The following is a 25,701-nucleotide window of genomic DNA, read 5'->3' as shown; positions in this document are numbered from 1 at the left end:
GCGCCCCACTTTCAACCGCCCCGCCCTGAAGCGTCCACCGGTGCGGCGACCGAGGGTGAAGCGCCCCCGCCTCAAGCCCATGAGCGAGCGCAACCCCGTAGCCGTCAGCCTGGTGGGGCTGGTGCTCCTGGCGCTGATCGGCGTCGCCGCCTACCACGCGGACGCGCTGCCGTTCATCGGCGGCGGCACGACCTACAGCGCCGACTTCTCCGAGTCCGCCGGGCTGCGTGACGGCGACGAGGTACGGATCGCCGGGGTCAAGGTCGGCGAGGTCAGCGGCGTCTCGCTGGACGGCGCCAAGGTGAAGGTCACCTTCAAGGTGAAGGACGCCTGGATCGGTGACGCCTCGACCGCGGCCATCGCCATCAAGACCCTGCTCGGCGAGAAGTACCTGGCCATCGACCCGCTCGGCACCGGCAGGCAGGACCCGGGCAGCCGCATCCCGCTGGCCCGCACGACCTCCCCGTACGACGTCACCCAGGCCTTCGAGGGGCTCAGCAACACGATCGGCGACATCGACACCGCGCGGCTCGCCAAGAGCTTCGAGACGATCTCCGACACCTTCAAGGACTCGCCCCCCGAAGTGCGTACCGCCGTCACCGGTCTCTCGGCGCTGTCCAGGACCGTGTCCCAGCGCGACACGCAGTTGGCCCAACTCCTCAAAGGGAGCGAGGAGTTGACGAAGACACTCGCCAACAGGAAGAGCAGCTTCGAGACCCTCATCGACGACGGCGGACTGCTCCTCGGCGAACTCAAGCAGCGCCGCGACGCCATCCAGGCGCTTCTCACCGGAACCCGGAGCCTGGGCAGCCAGCTCACCGGCCTCGTCAAGGACAACTCGGCCCAACTGAAGCCCACCCTCACGGCGTTGGGGCGCGTCACGGATGTCCTCGTGAAGAACCAGCAGGGCCTCGACCGCACGCTCGCCCTGGCCGGTCCCTACTACCGGCTCGTCGGCAACACCCTCGGAAACGGCCGCTGGTTCGACACGTACATCTGCGGGCTCGTCCCCAGGAACTATCTGCCGGCGAAGTCGCTTCCGGACCACGGCTGCATGCCGCCGAAGAACGGAGGCTACCCATGAGCCGACGACGCGCTCTCACGATCGTCCTGGCCCTCGTGGTGATCGCCGCGACGGTGCTCGGCGGGCTGCGCGTGTTCGCCGACCCGGGTGGCAAGCGGATCACCGCATACTTCGATCACGCCGTCGGCATCTACCCCGGGTCCGACCTGCGGATCCTCGGGGTCAAGGTGGGCGAGGTCGACTCGGTGACTCCGCAGGGCCGACAGGTCAAGGTGGTGGTGACGTTGGACCGGGGCGTACGGGTGCCCAAGGACGCGCGGGCCGCGGTCGTCTCGCCCAGCGTCGTCGCCGACCGGTACGTCCAGCTCGCCCCGGCCTACACGGGCGGCTCCGAGATCGCCGACCGGGCGGAACTTCCGGCCTCGCGCAACGCCACCCCCGTCGAGGTCGACCAGCTGTACGCCTCCATCACCGAACTCGGCAAATCACTCGGACCCAGTGGCGTGAACGCCTCGGGAGCGCTCTCAGGGCTGCTCGACACCGGGGCCAAGAACCTGGGCGGCAACGGCGCCGCGATCGGCGACTCCATCGAGCAGTTCGGCAAGGCGGCCAAGACGCTGGACGGCAGCAGCGAGCACCTCTTCGCCACCCTGTCGTACCTGCAGACATTCACCACCATGCTGAAGAACAAGGACGGCGCGGTGCGCGACGCGCAGAACCAACTCGCCGATGTGACCTCGTTCTTCGCCGACAACAGGGACAATCTGGCGGGCGCGCTCAAGGAACTCGGCACCGCGCTCGGCAACGTCAAGACGTTCGTCCAGGACAACCGCGGCAGCCTCAAGGCCGAGGTCGACAAGCTCGCCCCGCTCACCCGGATCCTCGTCGACCAGCGGGCCTCGCTCGCGGAGGCCCTGGACACCGCGCCCCTGGCCGCCGGAAACGCTCTCAACGCCTACGACCCGGCGCACCGCACCCTGGACGGCCGCGGCAACATCAACGAGATCAGCATGGGCGGCGACATCGTCTTCCCGCTCAACCCGGCGATCGCGGGCAGATCAGGCCTCGTGCCGGTGCCGCAAGCCCGCCTGAGAGCGCTTCCAACGCTGCCACTGCCTCCGGTCGGCACCGTGTACGGAACGGCGGCCGACCCCGCGAAGGGCGCCACCCCAGGCGTCTCGCAGGGCGCCACCTCCGCCCCCTCGGCGAAGAAGTGGGGCCAGGGATGAAGGCGCGCATAGCCCGGCGGACGGGCGCCGCGGTGGGCGTCGGTGTCGCGGTCGTCGTCGCCCTGACCCTCACCCTCGGCAGCTGCTCGGTGCCGTCGTTCTCCGGGATCGACCAGCTCCCGCTGCCCGGCGGCGCCGACCTGGGCAGCCATCCCTACGACATCACCGCCGACTTCGCCGACGTACTGAGCCTCGTCCCGCAGGCCGCGGTGAAGGTGAACGATGTCGCGGTCGGCCGGGTCACCAAGGTGTCGCTCGCCCCCGACGGCTGGTCCGCCCAGGTCACCATGCGGATCAGGGGAGACGTGAAGCTGCCCGCCAACGCGTACGCCCAGCTGGAACAGTCCAGCCTCCTCGGCGAGAAGTTCGTCCAGCTCTCGGGGCCGGCGAAGGAGACCAAGGAGACCGGGCAGGGGCGCCTCGGGCCCGGTGCCGCCATCCCGATCGCGCGGACGAATCGCAACCCCGAGGTCGAGGAGGTCCTGGGAGCGCTCTCGATGCTGCTCAACGGGGGCGGCGTCAACCAGCTCAAGACCATCACGACCGAACTCAACAAGGCGATCGGCGGCCGCGAACCCGAGGTCCGGTCCATGCTCCAGCGCGTCAACACGCTGGTCACCGACCTGGACGGCCACCGCACCGACATCACCGACGCGCTCGACGGGGTGAACCGGCTCTCCGCCACCCTCGCCACCCGCAAACAGCAGGTCGGCACGGTGCTCACCGGACTGTCCCCAGGCCTCAAAGTCCTTGAGGACCAGCGGGGTTCACTCCTCACGATGCTCAAGTCGCTCGACACCCTCTCCACGGTCGCCGTCTCGACGATCAACAAGAGCAAGGACGACATGGTGGCCGATCTGAAAGCGCTCTCACCGACGCTGAAGGCGCTCGCGGACTCCGGCAAGGACCTGCCGGACTCGCTCCAGGTCCTTGTCACCTACCCGTTCACCGACGAGGTGCTGCGCGGCGTCAAGGGCGACTACTTCAACGTCTACCTCGATGTGACGGCCGCGCCCGGCACTCAGGTCATCCCGCCGCTCACGACACCGCCCGCACCGGCGGCCACCGAGCGGAAGGCGCCACTCGGCCTGCCGTCCGTCGGCAGCGCGGGAGGGACGCGCTGATGCTGACCCTGGCGACGAGGCTCAAGAACGTCGCGTTCCTCGTGATCGGAGTGCTGGTGCTCGGCTACACAGGGCTCCGGTACGCCGACGTCGGCCACTACGTCGGCCTCCGCGACTACTACACCGTGAAGGTCCATCTCGCCGAGACCGGCGGCCTGTTCACCCACTCCAACGTCACCTACCGGGGCGTGTCGGTGGGCCGGGTCGGACCCATCGGGCTCACCGACGACGGGGTCGAGGCCGAGCTGCACATCGACAACTCGGCCCCGCCCATCCCGAGCGGCCTGAAGGCGGTGGTGGCCAACCTGTCCGCCGTCGGCGAGCAGTACATCGACCTCCGGCCGACCTCCTCCGGGGCGCCATATCTGGGCGACGGAGGCGAGATCGAGCAGTACGACACCTCCACCCCGGCGCCCGTCACGACCGTACTCACCAGTGTCAACGACCTTGCCGCATCAGTGCCGTTGGACTCGCTGCGCACCGTCGTCGACGAGTTCGGCAAGGCCTTCGAAGGGCGCGGCGGCGACCTTCAGGTGCTGCTCGACAACGGCACCGACTTCGTGAAGGCCGCCGACAAGGCGCTGCCCACCACGACGACGCTGCTCGCGGACGGCCAGACCGTACTGAGCACCCAGGCCGAGGAGGGGCAGGCCATCAAGAGCTTCGCGTCGGGGGCGCAGCGCCTGGCCGCCACGCTGAAGGGCTCGGACATCGATCTGCGCCGCCTCATCGCCGCCGCGCCCGACGCCGCCGGCCAGATCAGCGGGCTGCTCCGGGATCTGAACCCGCAGATCAGCGTGGTCCTCGCCAACCTCCTCACGACCGCGGACCTGGCCGTGACCCGGCAGCGCGGAATCGAGGAACTCCTCGTGAAACTACCGCCGTTGGCTGCCGCCGGTGCCACCGCCATCGACGCCAAGGGCGCCCATCTGGGCATGGCGGTCACGTTCTTCGCGCCGCTCCCGTGCACCGACGGATACGGCGGCACGGTCTACCGCAACGGCCTCGACACCCTCGACACGCCGAACCTCAACACCAAGGCGAGATGCGCCGCGCCCGCGAGCAGCGGCACCGGCGTCCGCGGCTCCGCGCACGCGCCGACCGGCGGGCCGGTCCCAACTCCCGCCCAGCCAGGGGCACTTCCCTCGATGCAATCCGTCGCGCCCGCGGTCCCGTCGTCGGCACTCTCCGGAGCCCTGGCCCTGCCCGCGCTGCCGAGCGGCGGCCCCTCGGACCTGGCCGGACTGCTCGGTCTGCGACCTGGCGCAGGCGGAAAGGACGGACGGCCGTGATCCGGATCCATGGCGGACCCCGACTTCGCCTCGCACTCGTGGTGGCGGCACTCGCCATCTCGCTCGCCTTCGCCGCCTTCGCGGGATGGACGTACCTTGGCGCGCGGGACGATTCCACCGTCGCGTACGCCACCTCGCGCGACGCCGCCCTGAAGGCGGGCCGCACGCAGATCGCGGCGCTCTCCACGCTGGACGCGGCCCACCCCGACGCGGCGCTGCGCACCTGGCTCGACGCCTCGACGGGCCCACTCCACGACGAGCTCCGCCGTACCGGCGCCGGGAAGCCGACTACCTCGGCGCGCGGCAGCGTCACCGATGCCGCCGTCACCGAACTCGACGACCGCTCCGGCACGGCGAAGCTCATCGCGACCGTGCAGGTCCAGCTCACCCCGGCGGGCGGAGCGGCCAGCACCGACCGCAAGCGCTTGGAGGCGGCGCTCGAACGCACCGCATCCGGCTGGAAGTTGAAGGCACTCAGCGCGGTCCCGGTCACCGCCCCCTGACGCCGGACCGAGAGGGAGCAGCAACGTGAGCACAGCAGAGCTGAAGGCGGCGTCCGAGCCGGAGCCCGGTGACGATGCCGCGATCCCGGGCGGCGACGGGGCTTCCGGCGTCGACGGCAAGCCCCCCGCCGGGGAGGGGTACGCCAGCGCATCGGCCACCGCCGCAGGGCGGGCCGATGAGGCGGCCTCCCGCGCAGACGGCGCATCAGGCGCCGAACCCCATCCCGACGGCCCCGCCGAAACCGCACCCCCACGTCCCACCAAGCGCCTGGGTCGCGCCCTCACCCTCGGCTGCGTGCTGATGCTTCTTCTCGCCGGAGCCGGACTCCTGTTCCAGGCAAGGCAGTTGACGCACACCGCAGCCACCGGCAACCACGCGCTCACCGACGCCTCAGCCACCACCCAGGTCATCGGCGACGTCAGCAACACGCTCGGCAAGGTCTTCTCGTACGTACCCCAGGACACCCGCGCCACCGAGGACGCGGCGAAGGAGCTGCTCGGCGGGCGGGCCGCCGGTCAATACGCCGCCCTGTTCGGGGAGTTGAAGCAACGGGTCGCCGAGCAGAAGCTCAGCCTCACCACCCATGTCGTACGAGCCGGAGTCACCCGGCTGACCCACGGCACGGCGGAGCTGCTCGTCTTCCTCGACCAGCGGGCCCAGCGCGACGGAAAGCCGGCCACCACCGCTGCCGCCCAGCTGTCCATTTCGGCCCAACTCACCGACGGGCACTGGCAGATCACCGACATCCGAGCCCGTTAGGGCACGCCCGCTGTCGCCGGGCCCTGCGAGAGGGATCACGAAGAACATGGCACGCATGACGATCCAGCCCCTGCTCATCGCCGCGATGGTGCTCACCCTCCTTGCGGGCGGATTCGCGGTGTGGGCGGGTTGGTCCTGGTACGGCGCGGCGCACGACGACTCCGCCGCCTATGCCGCCTCGCGCGACAAGGTCCTCGCGGCCGGCGAACAGGCCGTGCAGAACCTCTCCACCCTGGACCACAAGGATCTGGCCCACGGTCTCGACATGTGGCAGGACTCCACCACCGGCGATCTGCGCCAGCAACTCTCCGACGGGCGGGGCGAGTTCGAGAAGCAGGTGCGGCAGGCGCAGACCGTCACCACCGCCAAGGTGCTCGACGGCGCGGTCACTGAGCTCGACGACAGGGCCGGCCGGGCCAGGGTGATGGTGGCGCTGCGGATCACCGTGCAGGCGCCGAAGGGGAAGCCTGCCGCGAAGGACAGTCGGATGCTCGGCGAACTCACCCGTACGCCCGGCGGCTGGAAGCTCAGTGCCCTCGGCCAGGCGCCGGTCGGCAACAGTGCGGCCAACTGACCCCCTACTGGCTGCCGGACAGAGCAGGAGCCTCATATGTCGACGACCCGTCACCTGGTCAACCGTCAGCGCCGACTGGCGAACGCCGGTGCCGCCCGCGTGGCCACGGAGACACCCCCGGAGGAGCGCGGGAGGAGAGCCGCCGCCCATGCCCAGAAGGGCACGAACTCCCTTAAGGGAAAGGCTAGTTCAGAGGGGAGGGGGGCCCTGCCACCGGCGAAGGCGACCCCGTCATCGCCGGGGGCGGCGCGCCGCCGGCTGCCCGCCGCCCTCCGGCCGTCCGTCGAGCGGCCCTTCGCCAAGGGGAGCTTCCTCAAGCGGCGCTTCTCCGGTCTCCTCCGCCTGGTCTCCGTCCGAGCCCCCGTTGTCCTGTGCGCACTCATCGTCCTGCTCGGGGCCTTCGCCGCACTCGCCGCCACCCGGGCCGATTCCCTGCGCTCCGATCCGGCCGCGCGGAACGCCGCCCTCGCCGATCCGGCCCGTACCAGCGAGGTCAAGGGGCGGACCGCCAAGGACGTCGCCGCGCTGTTCTCCTACAACTACGCCGACACCTCGGCTTCCGACAAGGCAGCCTCAACTCTCCTGACGGGCAAGGCGGTTCAGAAGCATCACGACATGCTGGCCGCCGTGCGGGCCCAGGCCAAGGACCAGAAGCTGGTGCTGACGACCACCGTGACCGAGAGTGGCGTGGAGATGATCGACGGCTCTCGCGCCCGGGTTCTCGTCTACGCCGACCAGAGCAGCACGCGGACGGCGGGCAAGAAGCCCGAAACGACCTATGCCGGCGCGATGTTCACCGTCGACATGGTGCGGGGGAGTGGTGCCACCTGGCAGATCTCCGACATCGACACCTTCGGGCAGGGATCGTGAAGTCCCCGCAGCTCCCGATAATGGCGCGGCTGCCGGGAGGGAGACGGTTTCGGCGCGGGCTCGCCGGTACGGCGGTCGCCGCCGTCGTGATGGCCGCGCTCACCGCCTCGCAGGCCCCCGGTCTCCTGCACGCCGGGCCGCCCCGCCCGGACGAGCCCGCGGCCGCCCCGTCCGGCGCCGTACGCGAACAGCCTCCGGCCGACGGCTCGTACCACACCGAGCTCCCGCCGCTGGTCTCCCCACGGCTGCCGGCCGCGCCGCCCACCATGGGAGTGATCGACCCGGTGTGGACGCAGGAGGGCATCCCGGCCACCGTTCTCGCCGCGTACCAGCAGGCGGAGGCGCGGCTGCGGAACACGGAACCCCGCTGCCGTCTGCCCTGGCAACTCCTCGCCGCACTCGGCAAGGTGGAGTCCGGGCACGCCGGCGGCGGGCGGGTCGACGCACATGGCACCACCCTCACACCCATCCTGGGGCCGGTGCTCAACGGCGCGGGATTCGCCGACATCGCAGACACCGACCACGGCACCCTGGACGGGGACTCCCACTACGATCGCGCGGTCGGACCGATGCAGTTCATCCCCTCCACCTGGTCAACCTGGGCCCAGGACGGCAATGGTGACGGCCGGAAAGATCCCAACAATATCTTCGACGCAGCACTCGCCGCCGGTGTCTACCTGTGCGCGGACTCCCGCGATCTGTCGGTCCCGGCGGATCTCGACCTGGCGGTGCTGAGCTACAACCACTCCACCGACTATCTGCGTACGGTCCTGGCATGGCTGGAGTTCTACCGCCGGGGCACCCATGCCGTGCCGGACGGGAAGGGCGTGCTGCCGACCACGCCGGGCGCGGGCAGTGCACCGCAGATCGACGCCGACCACGGGGGAAAGCAGGGTGGTGGCATCATCATCGGCCCCCAGCCGAGCAGCGGACCCTCCGCCTCCGTCCCGGCGCATCCCGGCGGCAGCCCGTCCGCGTCGCCGCCCCCGCACTCGCCGTCCCCCTCACCCTCCTCGACCCCCTCCGGCTCCCCGAGTCCCTCGCCGTCGGGGAGTGCGAGCCCCGGGCCGTCGCCGTCGGGCAGCCCGAGTCTGCCGGGCTGCCCCACCGGATCGCCCACCGCGCCGACGACACCGGCTCCCACCGGCACACCGCCCACACCGGGCTGCCCCTCACCCACCCCCTGACGAAAGCACCTCCGCGAGGTCGTACCGGACGGGCTCCTCCAGCTGCGCGTAGGTGCAGCTTTCGGGGGAGCGGTCCGGGCGCCAGCGGCGGAACTGCGCGGTGTGCCGGAACCGGTCGCCCTCCATGTGGTCGTACGCCACCTCCACCACTCGCTCAGGACGCACCGCCACCCACGACAGGTCCTTCTTGCCGGTCCAGCGGCTGGTCGCCCCCGGAAGGCGGGCGCTTTCGTGCGCCGCCTCCTCGGCCCAGGCGGCCCACGGGTGCCCCTCGGCCACCGGGTCCTCCATCAGCAGCGGCGTGAGTTCGTCGATCAGTTCCGCACGGCGCTTCATCGGAAAGGCCGCGCACACGCCGACGTGCTGGAGAGCGCTCTCGGCGTCGTACAGGCCGAGCAGGAGCGAGCCGACCACCGGGCCGCTCTTGTGATGGCGGTATCCGGCCACCACCACGTCCGCCGTGCGCTCATGCTTGATCTTGTACATGAGCCGGGCATCGGGCCGGTACGGAAGATCGAGCGGCTTGGCGACCACCCCGTCGAGCCCAGCACCCTCGTACTGCTCGAACCATCGCTGGGCCACCTCGATGTCGGTGGTGGCGGGAGCGAGGTGAACGGGTGGCGAGACGTCCTTCAATGCCTCGGACAGGAGCGAGCGCCGCTCGGCCAGCGGGGTGTCGAGCAGCGAGGCGTCGCCGAGGGCGAGCAGGTCGAAGGCGATGAAACTCGCCGGGGTCTGTTCGGCGAGCAGCTTCACCCGGGACGCGGCGGGGTGGATGCGCTCGGTGAGCCGATCGAAGTCGAGGTGCCCCTCGTGCGCGATGACGATCTCGCCGTCCACCACGCAGCGCTCGGGCAAGCGCTCCTCAAGGGCGGCCGCCAGCTCGGGAAAGTAGCGGGTCAGGGGCTTGCCGTTGCGGCTGCCGATGACGATTTCCGAGCCGTCGCGATGCACGATCGCCCGGAACCCGTCCCACTTCGCCTCGTACTGCATCCCCGGCGGAATCTTCGCCACGGACTTGGCGAGCATCGGCTTCATGGGCGGCATCACCGGGAGATCCATACAACCGATTCTTACCGATATGCGGCATTACTGCCCTCCGCCTACCGTGGCCTGCATGGGCAAGGGCGAGGCGATCGAGCTGGAGGTCGGCGGGCGGACCGTGCGGCTCTCCAATCCGGGCAAGGTGTACTTTCCGGAGTTCGGCTACACCAAGCTGGACGTGGCGAACTACTACCTCGCGGTCGCCGACGGCGTCACGCGCGCCCTGCGCGACCGGCCCACCACCCTGGAGCGCTACCCCGACGGCGTCGACGGCGAGTCGTTCTTCCAGAAGCGGGCCCCGAAGAACCTCCCCGACTGGATCCCCACCGCCCGCATCGCCTTCCCCAGCGGCCGCCACGCCGACGAGATCTGCCCCACCGAACCCGCCGCAGTGCTGTGGGCCGCCCAGCTCGGCTGTCTGACCTTCCATCCCTGGCCGGTACGGCGCGAGGCCACCGACCACCCCGATGAACTCCGCATCGACCTCGACCCGCAGCCCGGCACCGACTTCGACGACGCGGTGCCGGTCGCCCATGAACTCCGGGCGCTGCTCGGGGAGTTGGGGATCACGGGCTGGCCCAAGACGTCCGGCGGCCGGGGCATCCACGTCTTCATTCCCATCGAGCCCCGCTGGACGTTCACCGAGGTGCGGCGCTGCGCCATCGCGGTCGGCCGCGAACTGGAGCGACGCATGGCGGGCAGGGTCACCACCGCCTGGTGGAAGGAGGAGCGCGGCGAGCGGATCTTCGTGGACTACAACCAGACGGCCCGCGACCGCACGATCGCCTCCGCCTATTCGGTACGCCCCAAGCCGCACGCCCCGGTCTCGGCGCCACTGCGCTGGGACGAGCTCGACCACGTACACCCCAAGGACTTCGACCTGCGGACCATGCCCGCGCGCTACGCCGAACTCGGCGATCTGCACGCGGACATGGACGACCACGCCTTCGGCCTGGAGCCGCTCCTCGAACTCGCCGCGCGGGACGAGCGCGACCACGCGCTCGGCGACATGCCGTACCCGCCGGACTACCCCAAGATGCCGGGGGAGCCCAAGCGGGTGCAGCCGAGCCGCGCCGCGAAGGAGAAGTAGGTCAGAGCCTGTGCCCCCTCCGGATCAGACCGCCGCTACGGGCGAGGCCAGTTCGAAGTCCGCCGCGTCGACGCCGCCCTCCTTGGTGTCGTCGTTGGCGAACACGAACGACTCGATGGGCACGTCGCGTTCGTCGCTGAGCGCCGCCACCAGCTCCTGCGCCACGACCGTCTCCAGGACGACCCGGGCGCTCGGTGGGCACGGGGGGAGCCGTACGACGCCGAGGCTGTCGGCCGCCTTCACGTCCCGGGTCGTGATCAGCAGGGTGAGATGGCCCGCCGCCGACAGGGAGCGGGCCAGTTCGACCTCGCGGCCGTCACCGAAGACCAGATGCAGCGTGTTGCCCGCCGACTCCATCTCGCCGTGCAGGTAGTTGCGGGTGACCGAGGCCGCGGCAGGCATCCGGGGCACCTCGCGAAGCAGCAGCGCCGCCTCCTCGGCGCTGACCCGGGAGGCGCCGGAGGCAACGCAGTCGGCGGCCACGCAGCGGGCCGCGCGCGAGCGAAGGGCGCCGACCGTCCGGGCCGCGCGGGCCCGGACGGCCTCGGCGTGAGCGGCGATGCCGTCCCACGGGTCGTCCGCGCGGCCCGCGACGGCTCCGGCGATCAGGTCGAGGGCTACGACGGCGGCGGTGAAGCCGATGGTCGAGGCGTACGAGTCGGGCTCGTTGCCCATGTCCACGGTCAGATCGGCGAGTTCGCCGAGCGGAGAGGGGGTGACATTGAGAACGGCGAGCGTCGGTAGGCCCTGGGCCGCCTTGAACGCGGCGATCGTGTCCGAGCTGCGGCCGCCCTGCGAAACCCCGATCAGCAGATCGGTGTCGAAGCCGCGCAGCCCGTCCTCGATCTCGCTGGAGAGCACCCGCTGGGCGGGCACGCCGTGGCCGCGGAGCACCTCCAGGGGAACGGCGAGCGCCGCGTACGAGGCGCCGATCCCCGCCAGGAGCGGCCGCTTGGCCGCGCGCAACCCGTCAAGGGCCGGGCCGTCGAGCTGCCGCCGCACCCGGGCCATCACGCGCTCAAGCGCCTGCGGCTGACCGCTCTGGCCGTCGAGGAAGGTGATACGCGATCCGGACATGAAGAGTTCCCTTCGTAGGCCCGCCGCGTGCGGGCGGCGGGAGCACCAAATGGAGGAGCGGGCGGAACGTCAGGCCTAGGAGGCCGGATCGTCCTCCAGGGCGGCGCCGGAGGGAATGGCGCCGGGGGAGCGCACGGGAGTGTCCGCAGGTGCGTCGGCGGATATGTCGGCGGCATCTCCCTCGGCGGCCTGGTCCTCGCCGGCCGCGACCGCCTCGACGTACCGGCCGGCGCCCGCCGAAGCGTCCCGGAACGCCTCCGGCCCGAATTGTCAGTGCCCGGTGCGAGACTCAAGATGGCAGGACAACGGGACACACGAAGGGGCTGACCATGCTCACCACCCGTTATGTCACGGGCTCTCCCAACTGGTTCGACCTCGGCACACCCGACCTGGACGCGGCGGCCGCGTTCTACACCGGAGTCTTCGGCTGGACCTTCCAGCAGGGCGGCCCGGAAATCGGCGGGTACGGCACGTTCCAGGCCGCGGGCAGGACCATCGCGGGCGGCATGACCGTCAGCGCCGAGCAGGGTGATCCCGGCTGGAACATCTACTTCCAGACGCCGGACGTCGACGCCACGGCCAAGGCCGTCGAGCGGGACGGCGGCACCGTCGTCGTCCCGCCCATGGACGTCATGGAGCTGGGCCGCAGCGCGTACTTCCGGGACCCGGCCGGCGTCGGGTTTGCCACCTGGCAGCCGAAACAGATGAGCGGCATGCAGGCCGCCAACGAGATCGACACGCTGGCCTGGGTGGAGCTGTCCACCCCGGACGTCCAGGCGGCCACCGGGTTCTACCACGCGGTGTTCGGCTGGGAGACCTCCGAGGTGTCCTTCCCGGGCGGCACCTACACGACCGTCAACCCCGCGGCCGCCGGTCCCGACTCGATGTTCGGCGGCATCGTTCCGCTGGACAGCGACCCGCTGGAGGCCAGGGCGGGGGCGTACTGGATGCCGTACATCGAAGTCGCCGACGCCGACGCGGTCGCCACCAGGGCGCAGGAGCTGGGCGGCACGGTCCGGATGGCGCCCGTGGACATCGATGGCGTGGGCCGGCTCGCCAAGCTCGCCGATCCGCACGGAGCGCGCATCGCCATCATCAAGAGCGCGATGCCGACGGCGTAGGCAGGTGCCGTGGGCAGTGCCGGGCGCCGATCAACTCCGGGGAAGTGGGGGTGCCGGCCGCCGATCAACGCCGAGGACGTGAGTGGTGCCGGGTGGTGATCGACTCCGAGTGCACGGGCAGGGCCGGAGTCGATCAACTCTGGCGTTCAACATTCGTTGACCGGACGTTGATCGGCGCCCGGCAGCCTCTGGAGCATGCTGAACGACACCATCGCCATCGGCCCGGAACTCGCCTGGCAGGAGACCGCGTTGTGCGCCCAGGCGGGGCCCGAGTTCTTCTTCCCCGCCCCGGGCAGCTCGACGCGGGAGGCCAAGCAGCTCTGCGGAGCGTGCGAGCAACGCAAGGCCTGCCTTGAGTACGCGCTGGCCAACGACGAGCGATTCGGGGTGTGGGGCGGCCTCTCCGAGAAGGAGCGGCTGACCCTGCAGCGCACCCGGCAGCGCTGACCGGGCGCGCCCGGACCTCGGCCGGTGAACCCTGCCCGGACCCCGGGCCACACCCCGACCCCGGGCCGCACCTTGGCCCCCGGGACCACACCCCGACCCCGAGCCACGCCCGGACCCGGGCCCGCCCCCGCCGATCGCGTCGGATCGCCCGACGTCCCCTGGCGCCGCGCCGCCCGGGCGGTCCATGCTGGCCCCGCACCTACAACTGCGGGAAAAGGGGGCCGAGTTGAACACTCGGGGAACAGCGGGCAGCGGCATGTACGACTACATCGTGGTGGGCGCGGGATCCGCGGGATGTGTCGTCGCGGCGCGGCTCTCCGAGGACCCGACCGTCCGGGTGGCGCTGGTCGAGTCCGGCCCGCGCGACCGCAAGAGCGAGATCCGCATCCCGGCGGCCTTCCCCAAGCTCTTCAAGACGGCCTACGACTGGGACTTCACCACCGCCAAGCAGGAGGCGCTGGGCGGCCGCGAGCTGTACTGGCCGCGCGGCCACACCCTCGGCGGCTCGTCGTCGATGAACGCCATGATGTGGGTGCGGGGCCACCGCGACGACTACGACGCCTGGGGCGCCGCGGCCGGGCCCGAATGGTCCTACGACCGGCTCGTCCGCTACTTCCGGCGAGCCGAGCGCTGGACGGGACCCACGGCCGAGGGCACGGTGTACGGAACCGACGGCCCGCTCTTCATCTCACCGCAGCGCGACCCGAACCGGACGACCGCCGCGTTCCTCACCGCCTGCGAAGGGACGGGCCTGCCCGAACTGCCCGAACTCAACGCCCCGGACCACTCGGGCTGTGCGATCACGCCGGTCAACCAGCGCGACGGGCGCCGCTGGAGCGCCGCGGACGGCTACCTCAAACCCGCCGCCCGCCGCCCCAACCTGGACGTCCTCACCGACGTCCGGGTGAGCGGGCTCCGGTTCGACGGCTCCCGCGTCACCGGCATCACCGCCGAAGGGCTGCCCGATCCGCTCACCGCCCGCCGCGAGGTGATCCTCAGCGCGGGCGCCATCGGCTCGCCCCACCTGCTCATGCTGTCCGGCATCGGCGACCCCGAGCGGCTGCGCGCCGCGGGCGTCCCCGTGCGGGCCGCGTCCCCGGAGGTCGGCCGCCACCTCCAGGACCACCTGTCGTACGCGGTCACCGTGCGCTGCGCGCAGCCCGTCAGCCTCACCGGCGCCGACTCCCTCGCCAACGTGGCCCGCTTCCTGCTGCGCGGCCGGGGCCCGCTCACGTCCAACGTCGGCGAGGCCGCGGCCTTCCTGCGCACCGACCCCCAACTGGCCGCCCCCGACATCGAGTTGGTGTACGCGCCGGGGCCGTTCGTCAACCACGGCCTGACCCCGGTCACCGAACACGGGCTCACCATCGGCGTGATCCTGCTCCAGCCCGCGAGCGAGGGCCGCATCGACCTGGCGGGCACCGGTGTGTCCACCGCGCCCCGCATCGACCCCGGCTACCTCACCGCCGACGAGGACCTGCCCCGCCTCATGGCCGGGATCCGCAGGGCGGAGGAACTCTTCGCGCACCCCGCCCTCGCCCCGTACGTCTCGGGACCGATGGGGCCCTACCCGGGCACCGTCGACGACGAGCGGCTCGCGCAGGGCGTTCGGGAGGCGGCCGAGACGCTGTACCACCCGGTCGGCACCTGCCGCATGGGCAGCGACGAGGGCTCGGTCACCGACCCGCGACTGAGGGTCCGGGGAGTGGAGGGCCTGCGCGTGGTGGACGCCTCGGTCATGCCGCGCATCACCCGCGGGCACACCCACGCGCCCACGGTGGCGATCGCCGAGCAGGCCGCGGAAATGATCCGGCAGGACGCCCGCTGAGCATGGCGATGCCGGGCGGGCGCGGTTTCCCGCACCCGCCCGGCACGGGCCCGACGGTCAGCGGCGGGCGGCCATCCGCGCCTTGCGCGCGGCGAGCTTCTCGTCGAACTTGGCGGCCTCGCTGTCGAGCCCGCCCATGTACATGCCCAGCTCTTCCTGAGCCTTGAGGCCCTCGGGGCCGAGCCCGTCGATCTCCAGGACCTTGAGGTAGCGCAGGACCGGCTGGAGCACGTCGTCGTGGTGGATCCGCATGTTGTAGATCTCGCCGATCGCCATCTGCGCCGCCGCCCGCTCGAAGCCCGGCATGCCGTGCCCGGGCATCCGGAAGTTCACGACGACGTCGCGCACCGACTGCATCGTCAGGTCGGGGGCGATCTCGAAGGCCGCGCCGAGCAGGTTGCGGTAGAAGACCATGTGCAGGTTCTCGTCGGTCGCGATCCGCGCCAGCATCCGGTCGCAGACCGGGTCGCCGGACTGGTGCCCGGTGTTGCGGTGCGAGACCCGGGTCGCCAGCTCCTGGAAGGCGACGTAGGCGACCGAGTGCAGCATCGAGTGCCGGTTGTCCGACTCGAAACCCTCGCTCATGTGCGCCATCCGGAACTGCTCCAGCTTGTCCGGGTCCACCGCCCGCGAGGCGAGCAGGTAGTCGCGCATCACGATGCCGTGGCGGCCTTCCTCGGCGGTCCAGCGGTGCACCCAGGTGCCCCAGGCGCCGTCGCGGCCGAACAGCGAGGCGATCTCGTGGTGGTAGCTGGGCAGGTTGTCCTCGGTGAGCAGATTGACCACCAGGGCGATCTTCCCGAGGTCGGTGACCTTGGACTGCTGCGGGTCCCAGGCCTCGCCGTCCTCGAAGAAACCGGGGAAGTTGCGCGCGTCCGACCACGGCACGTAGTCGTGCGGCATCCAGTCCTTGGCGACCTTGAGGTGCCGGTTGAGCTCCTTTTCGACTACCTCTTCCAGCGCGAACAGCAGCCGGGCGTCGGTCCACGCGTCCGAGCTGCCGAGGTGGGGAGAAGTGATCGTCACGGGGGTGCTCCAGGGGGACGGAAAAGGGGGACGGCAGGCGTACCTACGAGACCGTAGGTTACGAGACCGTAGGTTAAGGCGGCCGTAAGCCCAAGCCAAGCCCACCTTCCTCTTCGTCCGGTTACGTTCTGTTATATGGGCAGGTCGCGGGGGCGGAACGAGAGTCATCTCACCTCGCGAAAGGCATCTCACTCCCGCGCGGCAGGAAAAGAGGCAAGGGGCTGGGGCCGGTCGATCCGACACCGGCCCCAACCCCTCGCGGGTGTGTGCCTACCGCACCCGCAGCCCGCCCTTCACCTCCTGTGCCGTGGTGTCGGTGAGCCGGCCGTCGAGGAGGAGCCAGCGGGTGACCCCGATCGACTCCAGGAACGGCACGTCGTGGCTGGCCACGATCAGCGCGCCCTCGTAGGCGTCCAGCGCCGCCTTGAGGGCGCGCACGCTCGCCATGTCCAGGTTGTTCGTGGGCTCGTCCAGCATCAGGAGCTGTGGCGCGGGCTCGGCGAGGAGCAGCGCCGCGAGCGCCGCCCGGAACCGTTCGCCGCCCGAGAGGGTCCCGGCCGGCTGGCCGGCCCGGGCGCCCTTGAACAGGAAGCGCGCCAGCCGCGCCCGGATGGCGTTGTCGGTCGCCCCCGGCGCGTAGCGGGCCACGTTCTCCACCACGCTCAGCTCGTCGTCGAGCACGTCCAGACGCTGGGGCAGGAACCGCAGCGGCACATGGACGACCGCCTCGCCCGCCACCGGCTCCAGCTGCCCGGCGAGCGTCCTGAGCAGCGTCGTCTTGCCCGACCCGTTCCGCCCGACGAGCGCGATCCGCTCGGGACCGCGCACATCGAGTTCGCCCTCCACCTTTGCCCCGTACGGGAGTTGGAGCTCCCGCAGGGTCAGTACGGAGCGTCCCGGATGCACCTTGGTGTACGGCAGCTCGATACGGATCTCCTCGTCGTCGCGCACCAGCTCCACCGCCTGGTCGAGCCGCTCGCGCGCCTGGTCGAGGCGCTCGGTCTGCAGGATGCGGTGCTTGCCCGCCGACACCTGCGCCTCGCGCTTGCGGTTGTTCGCGACGATCCTCGGCACCACCTTGTTGTCGTAGCTCTTCTGCCCGTACCGCTGACGCCGCGCCAACTTGACCTGCGCGTCGGACAGTTCGCGCTTCTGGCGCTGTACGTCCGCCTCGGCGACCCGCACCATCCGCTCGGCCGCCTCCTGCTCGGCCCGCAGCGACTCCTCGTACGCCGTGAAGTTGCCGCCGTACCAGGCGAGTTGGCCCTCGCGCAGATCGGCGATGCGGTCCACCCGGTCGAGGAGTTCGCGGTCGTGGCTGACCACCAGGAGCACCCCGCTCCAGGCGTCGACCGTGCTGTAGAGGCGCTGTCGCGCGGGCAGGTCCAGGTTGTTGGTCGGCTCGTCGAGCAGCAGGACGTCCGGGCGCCTGAGGAGCAGTGCGGCCAGGCGCAGCAGCACCGACTCGCCGCCGGACACCTCGCCGATCGTGCGGTCGAGGCCGATGCGGCCGAGACCGAGCTGGTCGAGGGTGGCGCGGGCCCGCTCCTCCACGTCCCAGTCGTCGCCCACCGTCTCGAAGTGCCGCTCGTCCGCGTCGCCGCCCTCGATGGCGTGCAGCGCGGCGCGGACCGCGTCGATGCCGAGCGCCTGGTCGACCCGCAGGGCGGTGTCCAGGACCAGGTTCTGCGGCAGGTAGCCGACCTCGCCCGCGATCTTGACGGTGCCGTCGGTCGGGGTGAGCTCACCGGCGATCAGCTTCAACAGGGTTGATTTTCCTGACCCGTTGAGGCCGACGAGGCCGGTGCGGCCGGGGCCGACCGACAGCTGGAAGTCCTCGAAGACGTGGGTACCGTCCGGCCACGCGAAGGACAGCGCGGCCGAGCTGATCTGAGGGGGGGAAATTGACATACGGGTCTCCCGGTTGCGGGGAAGGAATGAGGGCAACGGGGGTTCTGAGACACCGCTCAGGGCACGAAAAAAGGCCCTGGTCGTGGTGGAGGACATGGCTCGGAGGCAGAGGTCACACCGGGGCGCGCGACACGGAAGGGAGTGCGCGTAACGGTGTCTCAGGGGCCTCAGACGAGCAACGTCCTACTCCGTTCGACGACAACAGGGCCAGTCATGAAGGTACGCCGCCGCCGCGCGGTCCCGCAAACCAATTAAACGCGGGATGCGGGACCGGCGACGTGGAAGGGCGGTGCACCGCCGCGACCGGGCAGGAACGGAGGCGGTGCGGGAGGCGGTTGCCTCCTGGGGAGGGCGGAGTCAGCAGGCGTCGCGCAGCAGCGCGGCGAGGTCCCCGTCCATGTCGAGGTACTGGTGCTCGCGACCCGTCGGCACCAACTGCTGCGCCTGCTTGAGGAAGCGGCACACCTCGGACGTCCTGATGTGGACCATGGCGACACCCTCGCGGGCGTGGAATTCAAGGACCGTGCGGTCGTAGCCGTACGGCCGCACCCGGACGTCGCCGACCCCGGCGGGCGCCTCGATGCCCGCTTCGAGCAGTTCGCGGGCGAACTCCCAGGAGACCTCGGTGCCTTCGAGGGTGGCCGGCGCGGGGAACGCCATGTGCACGGCGAAGGGGTCCTCGGGGTCGTAGCGCAGCGTCGCGGGCACGGTCTCCATGCGGGGTGCGGACGCGATCAGGCGTACCTGGACAGGCTGCTCGATGACGGTGGACAAAGCCCTGCTCCCTCAACCTCGGGGGTTCTCTCCTGCCGCCCTGAAGGACGTCGAAAATCAGCGTTCCGTGCACCGCCGGTTCACGTGACCTGCATCACTGCCGATCGCCGTTGCCTCGGCACACGTCCCGTAATGCTCGCAATAGGGCGGATTCCCGTTCTCACCACAGCCACACAACTTCATGCGTGCCTCTCGCGACTCATGTTTTTCAGCGCATAGACGAGGATGCGATGCTGCATCGGACGCAGCTCGACGCGTCTCGCGTACGTCTTGAGGACCGGCTCCTCGGGGCCGGTGGCGTAGGCACCCTGGACGGGTGAGGTGGGCTGGGCTAGCTTCCGACGCCATGAGGTCCATGGGGAAGACGAGACGCATGCTGTCGGCGGGGCTGGGCGGGGCGGCGCTGGCGGCCGCACTGACCGTGCCGGCCCAGGCGCACGGGCACGGCAGCGTGGGGTGGGAACTGAAGGACACCAAGACCGACGCGCGCTTCCGCGGGCTCGCGGCGGTCAGCCGGTCGACGGCCTGGGTCGCGGGGACGAAGGGCACGGTCCTGCGGACCTCCGACGGCGGCCGCAGCTGGCAGAACGTGTCACCGGCCGGGGCGGGTGGCCTGGAGTTCCGTGACGTGGAGGCCTTCGACGGGCGGCGCGCCGTCGTGCTTGCCATCGGTGAGGGCGAGGCGTCCCGGGTCTACCGCACCGAGGACGGCGGAGCGACCTGGAGCGAGTCGTTCCGCAACACCGACCCGAAGGCGTTCTACGACTGCCTGACCTTCCTCGACTCCCGGCACGGCCTGGCGGTGAGCGACCCCGTCGACGGCAAGTACCGCATCCTGTCCACGGCCGACGGCGGCCGGTCCTGGAAAGTTCTGCCCAACGCGGGGATGCCCGCCGCGCAGCCCGGTGAGGCGGGATTCGCCGCGAGCGGCCAGTGCCTGGTGAGTTCCGGGCCGCGCGACGTCTGGCTCGCCACGGGCGGCGGCGCCACCGGCCGCGTGCTGCACTCCTCGGACCGCGGGCTCACCTGGACGGCCGCCGAGTCGACCATCCCGGCCGGCGACCCGGCCCGCGGGGTGTTCGGCCTCGCCTTCCGCGACCGCATGCACGGGATCGCGGTCGGCGGCGACTACCGCGCGGGCCAGGCGTCACCGCGGGCGGCGGCCGTCACCGGGAGCGGCGGCCGCACTTGGCGCCAGGCCGCCGCCCCGGTCGCCGCCTACCGCTCGGGCGTCGCCTGGCTGCCCCACTCCCGCTCGGCCGCGCTGGCCGTCGGGCCGACCGGCACGGACCTGACACGCGACGGCGGCCGCACCTGGCGAATCGTCGACACCGGGTCGTACGACACGGTCGACTGCACGGCGGACGGCGGGTGCTGGGCCGCGGGGGAGCGGGGCAGGGTGGCTCGGCTGGCCGACTAGCCCGGCAACTTCTGCTGATACGCGGCCAGTTCGGGAGCCACCTTGGTCGCCAGGAACTCCGTGATCCGGTACGTGGCGAAGTCATTCACGTTGAAGGGGTCGGTCGCGACGAGCTGGTCGATCGCCGCGCGATCGTCCCCGACGGCCAGGATGACGCCGCCGTCGCGCGGCTGCTTGCGCCCGGAGGCGATGAAGACGCCCGCCTCGTACTGTGCGTTGAGCCAGGCGACGTGGTCGGGGAGCAGCTCGTCGACGCGTTCGAGCGGGACGATGTACGTCAATTCAAGTATGAACATGATCGCCAGGCTACTCGCGATGGCTCCAGACGTGGCTGAGTCACGGGCTCTCAGAACACGCGGGCCATGCCCACCGACTCAGGAGCGGTCTCGGCGAAGCCGAACTGCCCGTAGAGACGGCGTGCTTCGCCATCCGCGATCAGCGACACGTACGCGGTGACGGGAGCCCGGCGCTCCAGTTCCGCCGTCAGCGCGGCCATGATCCGCTTGCCGAGGCCGCGGCCCTGGTGGGCGGGGTGGACACAGATGTCGGTGACCTGGAACGCGGTGCCGCCGTCGCCGATGATCCGGCCCATCCCGATCGGCTCCCCGTTCGCGTAAAGGATCACGCCGTACCAGGTGTTGGGAAGTGCCAGGGCGATCGCCTCGGCCGACCGGTCGGACAGTCCCGCGACGGTGCGCAGGTGTCGAAAGGTCTCGGGGGAGGGCACGCCCTCCCGAATCTCGTAATGGTCAATCACGTCACCCATACCTTACATGTTAGGCATGGGGGGCCGGGATCCGCCAGTGCTGGGCCAGTTGGGAGGGCAGACACAGCTCTCAGGGAACTGTGCGCTCGGCCCCCACCGGCCCGCGGTCATGAGCTCCGCACCCCGGCGCGGCGCCGTCGCGCTTAGGGTTGCCCCCATGGAGATCACGGGGATTCCGGCCGCCTGGCCGGACAGCGAGGCGGCCGCCCTGGCCGTACAGGACGAGCTGCGCGGCAAGGTCGTGCTCGACGAGCCGGGGCCGGCGCCGGGCAGCGGGCTCGTCACGGGGGTCGACGTGGCGTACGACGACGAGCGGGACCTCGTCGTCGCGGCCGCCGTCGTGCTCGACGCGGCGACCCTGGAGGTGGTCGAGGAGGCCACGGCCGTCGGCCGGGTGGCCTTCCCCTACGTTCCCGGCCTGCTCGCCTTCCGCGAGATCCCCACCGTGCTCGCCGCCCTCGAACGGCTGGGCTCCGGCCCGGGGATGGTCATTTGCGACGGATACGGGCTCGCGCACCCCCGCCGCTTCGGCCTCGCCAGCCACCTCGGCGTGCTCACCGGGCTCCCCGTCATGGGCGTCGCCAAGAACCCGTTCACCTTCACCTACGAGCAGCCCGGACCCCGGCGCGGAGACAGCTCGCCACTGCTCGCCGACGACGGCGCCGAGGTCGGCCGCGCCCTGCGCACCCAGGACGGCACCAAACCGGTCTTCGTCTCGGTCGGCCACCGGGTGAGCCTCGACGGCGCGTGTGCCCACACCCTCGAACTCGCCCGGCGCTACCGCCTCCCCGAGTCCACCCGGCACGCCGACTCGCTGTGCCGCCGGGCGCTCAAGGAAGCCCAACAGGCAGCCGCGTAGCCCCAGTTGACGGGCTCAGCGCGTGTCCGCCACCCGGAAGCGCATCCCGGCTGCCCGGAGCCGCTCGGTCAGGGCCGGGCCCATCGCGGTCGCCGGCGTCAACTGGCCCGCCAGCTCCGGGAGTTCGTCGAAGGCGAGGCTGAGGGCGCCCTCGGCGAGGATCTTCGCCGTCTCGTCGTAGCCGGGGTCGCCGCCCGACACCTCGCTGAAGACCCGGCGGCCACCGCCCTCGCCGACGAAGCGCACCGTGAACCAGCTACGCCGCCGCCGCGCCTCGTCCGGACCGTTCCCCGCCTCGTACCGGCTCATCAACCACTCGCGCGCGGGCGGGAGTTGGGTGACGGCGGCGACGGCACCCACCGCTGCCACCCCGCCGATCGCCACCGGAAGGTGCTTCACCGCGGCGAAGTGCCGGTAGCGGAAGTCGGGCCCGTAGCGTTCGTCGGCCGCCGCCGAGCGGGCGATGACCTGCGGGTCGATGGTGGGCATGGGCAGCGCCCAGGTGCCGGTCTCCTTACTGAAGTGCGGCGCGCCGAGCGGGGCGCGGGCCCGCCGCCCCACCAGGCGCGGCTCGTGCAGCCGACGTTCCTTGGCCGCCCGCGCGGTCTGCGCGCCGCGGCCGAGCGCGGTCAGCGCGGAAGCCAGCGTCCCGCCGGAGAACGTCGCGTTGGTCCGCACGAAACCGTCGATCCGCAGCGGCACCCCGGTCGGCAGCTGCTGCACGGTGAAAAGCACCCCGAGGTCGTGCGGCGCCGAGTCGAAACCGCAGGCGTGGACCAGACGGGCGCCGCGCTCGCGGGCCCGCGCGTCATGGCGTACGTACATCGTGTCCACGAATTCCGGCTCGCCGGTCAGGTCGAGGTAGTCGGTGCCCGCCTCGGCGCACGCCTCCACCAGGCCCTCGCCGTACCAGACGTAGGGGCCCACGGTGGTGGCGACGACGCGCGCCGACTCGGCAAGGGCGCGCAGCGATGCCGGGTCGGTGGAGTCGGCGGTGACCAGGGGCAGGGTGGCGCACGACGGGTTGAGCTCGGCGAGCCGCTCGCGCAGCCGCTCCAGCTTGCCGAGGCTGCGCCCGGCGATCGCCCAGCGGCAGCTCTCGGGGGCGTGGGTCGCGAGATATTGGGCGGTCAGCGACCCGACGAAACCCGTCGCGCCGAACAGCACGATGTCGTAATTCCGCTTCGAGGGTTCCACCGTGTGCCTCCGCACTTGAGCTGCCTGGTCACGCCGTCGGCCAATGCCGGGTTGTGAGGCTAGCGTGCGGCCGACGATCTGGGCAGTCGGCCCTGCGGGGTCCGGTGATCAGCGGCCGGAGCGGTGCCGGTCAAGCCCGGCGTATCGGGGCAAGCGGCGCCCGAGCGGTGGCCGCGCCTGCTGAGCGGTTGCTCATTGGGGCTTGTGCGGAGTGGAACGTGTTCTTAGCATCGTTGATGTTACATCAGTTGTGTCACAGTGCTGGGGGCTTGATGGCAGCGACAGGAACCGGCCCGCTCGCCGGGGTGCGCGTGGTCGAGCTGGCGGGCATCGGGCCGGGCCCGTTCGCCGCCATGCTCCTCGCCGACCTCGGCGCCGACGTGGTGCGGGTGGACCGTCCGGGCGGCATCGGCCTCGGCATCGACCCGGCGTACGACCTCACCAACCGCAACAAGCGCTCCGTGATCATCGACCTCAAGGCGCCGGAAGGCCCCGGCCTGGTCCTCGATCTCGTCGAGCGCGCCGACATCCTCATCGAGGGCTACCGGCCCGGCGTCGCCGAGCGCCTCGGTGTCGGCCCCGAGGACTGTCTCGGCCGCAACCCGCAGCTCGTGTACGGGCGGATGACCGGCTGGGGCCAGGACGGCCCCCTCGCCCAGCGGGCCGGGCACGACATCGCGTACATCGCCATCACCGGCACCCTCGGCATGATCGGCGGCCCGGACGAGGGCCCGACCGTCCCTGCCAACCTCGTCGGCGACTACGCGGGCGGCTCGCTCTACCTCGTCATCGGCGTGCTCGCCGCCCTCCAGCACGCGCGTGGCGGGGGAGCGGGCCAGGTCGTGGACGCGGCGATCGTCGACGGCACCGCCCATCTCGCCACGATGATCCACGGCATGCTGGCGGCCGGCGGCTGGCAGGACCGGCGCGGCGCCAACCTCCTCGACGGCGGCTGCCCCTTCTACGGCACGTACGAGACCTCGGACGGCCAGTACATGGCGGTGGGCTCCCTGGAGCAGCGGTTCTACGACGAGTTCATCCGGCTCCTCGGCATCCAGGACGCGGCCCCCGCCCGCAAGGACCTGGCCCGCTGGGCCGCATTGCGCACCGCCATCGCCGACCGGTTCCGCACCAGGACCCGCGAGGAGTGGACGGCCGTCTTCGAGGGCTCGGACGCCTGTGTCGCGCCCGTGCTGTCCCTGAAGGAGGCGCCGCATCACCCCCACCTCGCGGCCCGCTCCACCTTCACCGGGCACGGCGGCATCACCCAGCCCGCGCCCGCACCCCGCTTCTCCGCCACCCCCGGATCCATCCGCAGGCCTCCCGCCCTGCCGGGCGCCGACACGGCGGACGTCGCCCGCGACTGGGACCTGCCGGGGCTCTCGGCAGGCCCGGCATCAACTCCCGTACAGGAGGCTTGAGTTGAAACGGCAGATCTTCAGCGCCGAGCACGAGGCGTTCCGCGAGACCGTCCGCACCTTCCTCGCCAAGGAGGTCCTGCCGCACTACGAGCAGTGGGAGAAGGACGGCATCGTCTCGCGCGAGGCGTGGCTCGCGGCCGGCAGGCAGGGGCTGCTCGGGCTCGCCGTGCCCGAGGAGTACGGGGGCGGCGGCCAGGCCGACTTCCGCTACAGCGCCGTCCTCGCCGAGGAGTTCACCCGCGCCGGGGCGGCGGGCCTCGCGCTCGGCCTGCACAACGACATCATCGGGCCCTATCTGACCGGGCTCGCAACCGAGGAGCAGAAGCGGCGCTGGCTGCCCGGCTTCTGCGACGGCTCCCTGATCACCGCCATCGCCATGACGGAACCCGGCGCGGGCTCCGATCTCCAGGGCATCCGCACCACCGCCGAGGACAAGGGCGACCACTGGCTCCTGAACGGCTCCAAGACGTTCATCTCCAACGGCATCCTGGCGGACCTGGTCGTCGTGGTCGCCAAGACCACTCCCGAGGGCGGCGCGAAGGGCCTGTCCCTCATCGTGGTCGAGCGCGGCGCCGAGGGCTTCGAGCGCGGCCGCAACCTCGACAAGATCGGGCAGAAGTCGCAGGACACGGCCGAGCTGTTCTTCCACGACGTACGCGTCCCGAAGGACAACCTCCTCGGCGAGCGGGACGGCGCCTTCATCCATCTGATGACCAACCTCGCCCAGGAGCGGATGGGCATCGCGGTCGCCGGGATCGCCGCCGCCGAGCACCTCCTGGAGATCACCACCAGTTACGTCAAGGAGCGCGAGGCCTTCGGCCGGCCGCTGTCCAAGCTCCAGCACATCCGCTTCGAGATCGCCGAAATGGCCACCGAGTGCGCCGTCACCCGCACCTTCCTCGACCGCTGCATCGTCGACCACTCCAACGGGGAACTGGACGCCGTGCACGCCTCGATGGCCAAGTGGTGGGCCACCGAACTGCAAAAGCGCGTCGCCGACCGCTGCCTCCAACTGCACGGCGGCTACGGCTACATGACCGAATACCGGGTGGCCAAGGCCTTCACGGACGGCCGCATCCAGACGATCTACGGCGGCACGACCGAGATCATGAAGGAGATCATCGGCCGTTCCCTGTTCGGCTGACCCGGCCGCCCCC

At 71.2% G+C, this 25,701-nt stretch carries 25 protein-coding genes; 17 read left to right on the top strand and 8 right to left on the bottom strand.

From position 1 onward, the window contains the following. Window positions 1-79 precede the first annotated feature (79 nt). Genes ACWC2B_RS07160 through ACWC2B_RS07120 form a run of 9 tightly spaced genes read left to right on the top strand, consistent with a single transcriptional unit; the run spans window position 80 to window position 8,563 of the window. Entirely contained in the window at window positions 80-1,084 is a 1,005-nt protein-coding gene (locus ACWC2B_RS07160; RefSeq protein WP_450715430.1) for an MCE family protein, read from the top strand. After that, window positions 1,081-2,253, top strand: coding sequence for an MCE family protein (locus ACWC2B_RS07155; RefSeq protein WP_450715429.1), 1,173 nt, complete (start codon window positions 1,081-1,083; stop codon window positions 2,251-2,253). The genes ACWC2B_RS07160 and ACWC2B_RS07155 overlap by 4 nt, the downstream gene beginning before the upstream one ends. Next, window positions 2,250-3,377 (top strand): MCE family protein, encoded by a 1,128-nt coding sequence (locus tag ACWC2B_RS07150; RefSeq protein ID WP_450715428.1) that lies wholly within the window; start codon window positions 2,250-2,252, stop codon window positions 3,375-3,377. The genes ACWC2B_RS07155 and ACWC2B_RS07150 overlap by 4 nt, the downstream gene beginning before the upstream one ends. After that, on the top strand, window positions 3,377-4,669 hold the full coding sequence (locus ACWC2B_RS07145) for an MCE family protein (RefSeq protein ID WP_450715427.1): 1,293 nt from the start codon (window positions 3,377-3,379) through the stop codon (window positions 4,667-4,669). Before ACWC2B_RS07150 ends, ACWC2B_RS07145 begins: the two co-directional genes overlap by 1 nt. Then, a complete protein-coding gene (locus ACWC2B_RS07140; protein ID WP_450715426.1) occupies window positions 4,666-5,172 on the top strand; it encodes a hypothetical protein in 507 nt (168 codons plus the stop codon). The genes ACWC2B_RS07145 and ACWC2B_RS07140 overlap by 4 nt, the downstream gene beginning before the upstream one ends. A 25-nt stretch (window positions 5,173-5,197) precedes the next feature. Then, the gene (locus ACWC2B_RS07135; RefSeq protein WP_450715425.1) at window positions 5,198-5,932 is read left to right on the top strand and encodes a hypothetical protein; all 735 of its coding nucleotides are present in this window, start codon (window positions 5,198-5,200) and stop codon (window positions 5,930-5,932) included. Window positions 5,933-5,978: 46 nt separating this feature from the next. Next, window positions 5,979-6,506, top strand: coding sequence for a nuclear transport factor 2 family protein (locus ACWC2B_RS07130; protein ID WP_450715424.1), 528 nt, complete (start codon window positions 5,979-5,981; stop codon window positions 6,504-6,506). A gap of 36 nt (window positions 6,507-6,542) precedes the next feature. Continuing rightward, a complete protein-coding gene (locus ACWC2B_RS07125) occupies window positions 6,543-7,376 on the top strand; it encodes a hypothetical protein (RefSeq protein ID WP_450715423.1) in 834 nt (277 codons plus the stop codon). Window positions 7,377-7,396: 20 nt separating this feature from the next. Then, window positions 7,397-8,563, top strand: a complete 1,167-nt coding sequence (locus ACWC2B_RS07120) for a lytic transglycosylase domain-containing protein (protein WP_450715571.1) — start codon at window positions 7,397-7,399, stop codon at window positions 8,561-8,563. Here ACWC2B_RS07120 and ACWC2B_RS07115 read toward each other — a convergent pair. Beyond that, a complete protein-coding gene (locus ACWC2B_RS07115; protein WP_450715422.1) occupies window positions 8,549-9,625 on the bottom strand; it encodes an ATP-dependent DNA ligase in 1,077 nt (358 codons plus the stop codon). The two genes, ACWC2B_RS07120 and ACWC2B_RS07115, sit on opposite strands and share 15 nt — an antisense overlap. A gap of 55 nt (window positions 9,626-9,680) precedes the next feature. Between ACWC2B_RS07115 and ligD the strand changes: the two genes are divergently transcribed. After that, the gene (ligD, locus tag ACWC2B_RS07110) at window positions 9,681-10,697 is read left to right on the top strand and encodes a non-homologous end-joining DNA ligase (RefSeq protein ID WP_450715421.1); all 1,017 of its coding nucleotides are present in this window, start codon (window positions 9,681-9,683) and stop codon (window positions 10,695-10,697) included. A gap of 24 nt (window positions 10,698-10,721) precedes the next feature. Here the strand turns inward: ligD and ACWC2B_RS07105 are convergent, their stop codons facing one another. Next, a complete protein-coding gene (locus ACWC2B_RS07105; RefSeq protein WP_450715420.1) occupies window positions 10,722-11,774 on the bottom strand; it encodes an SIS domain-containing protein in 1,053 nt (350 codons plus the stop codon). Window positions 11,775-12,103: 329 nt separating this feature from the next. Here ACWC2B_RS07105 and ACWC2B_RS07100 point away from each other — a divergent pair, with 329 nt between their 5' ends. The 3 genes from ACWC2B_RS07100 to ACWC2B_RS07090 all read left to right on the top strand — a co-directional run bounded on the left by ACWC2B_RS07100 (window position 12,104) and on the right by ACWC2B_RS07090 (window position 15,170). After that, window positions 12,104-12,895: a VOC family protein gene (locus ACWC2B_RS07100; RefSeq protein WP_450715419.1), complete on the top strand. Its 792-nt coding sequence runs from the start codon at window positions 12,104-12,106 to the stop codon at window positions 12,893-12,895. A 195-nt stretch (window positions 12,896-13,090) separates the two neighbouring features. Continuing rightward, entirely contained in the window at window positions 13,091-13,342 is a 252-nt protein-coding gene (locus tag ACWC2B_RS07095) for a WhiB family transcriptional regulator (RefSeq protein ID WP_398880258.1), read from the top strand. A gap of 256 nt (window positions 13,343-13,598) precedes the next feature. Continuing rightward, on the top strand, window positions 13,599-15,170 hold the full coding sequence (locus ACWC2B_RS07090) for a GMC family oxidoreductase (protein WP_450715570.1): 1,572 nt from the start codon (window positions 13,599-13,601) through the stop codon (window positions 15,168-15,170). A gap of 57 nt (window positions 15,171-15,227) precedes the next feature. Here the strand turns inward: ACWC2B_RS07090 and ACWC2B_RS07085 are convergent, their stop codons facing one another. The 3 genes from ACWC2B_RS07085 to ACWC2B_RS07075 all read right to left on the bottom strand — a co-directional run bounded on the left by ACWC2B_RS07085 (window position 15,228) and on the right by ACWC2B_RS07075 (window position 18,881). After that, complete coding sequence (locus tag ACWC2B_RS07085) at window positions 15,228-16,196, bottom strand: acyl-ACP desaturase (RefSeq protein ID WP_450715418.1); 969 nt, start codon at window positions 16,194-16,196, stop codon at window positions 15,228-15,230. Window positions 16,197-16,466: 270 nt separating this feature from the next. Next, a complete protein-coding gene (locus ACWC2B_RS07080) occupies window positions 16,467-18,107 on the bottom strand; it encodes an ABC-F family ATP-binding cassette domain-containing protein (protein ID WP_450715417.1) in 1,641 nt (546 codons plus the stop codon). Window positions 18,108-18,464: 357 nt separating this feature from the next. After that, window positions 18,465-18,881, bottom strand: coding sequence for an SsgA family sporulation/cell division regulator (locus ACWC2B_RS07075; RefSeq protein WP_450715416.1), 417 nt, complete (start codon window positions 18,879-18,881; stop codon window positions 18,465-18,467). Window positions 18,882-19,227: 346 nt separating this feature from the next. Here ACWC2B_RS07075 and ACWC2B_RS07070 point away from each other — a divergent pair, with 346 nt between their 5' ends. Continuing rightward, a complete protein-coding gene (locus ACWC2B_RS07070; protein WP_450715415.1) occupies window positions 19,228-20,301 on the top strand; it encodes a WD40/YVTN/BNR-like repeat-containing protein in 1,074 nt (357 codons plus the stop codon). Here ACWC2B_RS07070 and ACWC2B_RS07065 read toward each other — a convergent pair. Both ACWC2B_RS07065 and ACWC2B_RS07060 read right to left on the bottom strand, forming a co-directional pair. Next, window positions 20,298-20,597, bottom strand: a complete 300-nt coding sequence (locus ACWC2B_RS07065) for a YciI family protein (RefSeq protein WP_450715414.1) — start codon at window positions 20,595-20,597, stop codon at window positions 20,298-20,300. The genes ACWC2B_RS07070 and ACWC2B_RS07065 overlap by 4 nt on opposite strands. Before the next feature lie 50 nt (window positions 20,598-20,647). Beyond that, on the bottom strand, window positions 20,648-21,067 hold the full coding sequence (locus ACWC2B_RS07060) for a GNAT family N-acetyltransferase (RefSeq protein WP_450715413.1): 420 nt from the start codon (window positions 21,065-21,067) through the stop codon (window positions 20,648-20,650). Window positions 21,068-21,224: 157 nt separating this feature from the next. Here ACWC2B_RS07060 and ACWC2B_RS07055 point away from each other — a divergent pair, with 157 nt between their 5' ends. After that, on the top strand, window positions 21,225-21,926 hold the full coding sequence (locus tag ACWC2B_RS07055) for an endonuclease V (RefSeq protein WP_450715412.1): 702 nt from the start codon (window positions 21,225-21,227) through the stop codon (window positions 21,924-21,926). A gap of 15 nt (window positions 21,927-21,941) precedes the next feature. Here ACWC2B_RS07055 and ACWC2B_RS07050 read toward each other — a convergent pair whose 3' ends face one another. After that, entirely contained in the window at window positions 21,942-23,123 is a 1,182-nt protein-coding gene (locus ACWC2B_RS07050) for a saccharopine dehydrogenase family protein (protein ID WP_450715411.1), read from the bottom strand. A gap of 272 nt (window positions 23,124-23,395) precedes the next feature. On the opposite strand from ACWC2B_RS07050, the gene ACWC2B_RS07045 reads away from it, so the two are divergent. Together ACWC2B_RS07045 and ACWC2B_RS07040 are read left to right on the top strand one after the other, a co-directional pair. Beyond that, window positions 23,396-24,544 (top strand): CaiB/BaiF CoA transferase family protein, encoded by a 1,149-nt coding sequence (locus tag ACWC2B_RS07045; protein ID WP_450715410.1) that lies wholly within the window; start codon window positions 23,396-23,398, stop codon window positions 24,542-24,544. Window position 24,545: 1 nt separating this feature from the next. Beyond that, the gene (locus ACWC2B_RS07040; RefSeq protein WP_450715409.1) at window positions 24,546-25,688 is read left to right on the top strand and encodes an acyl-CoA dehydrogenase family protein; all 1,143 of its coding nucleotides are present in this window, start codon (window positions 24,546-24,548) and stop codon (window positions 25,686-25,688) included. The last annotated feature ends 13 nt before the right edge of the window (window positions 25,689-25,701 follow it).

The organism is Streptomyces sp. NPDC001415, from assembly GCF_053597395.1.
Note: the sequence above shows the minus strand (reverse complement) of the source record. Positions and strands in the feature narration are given on the sequence as shown.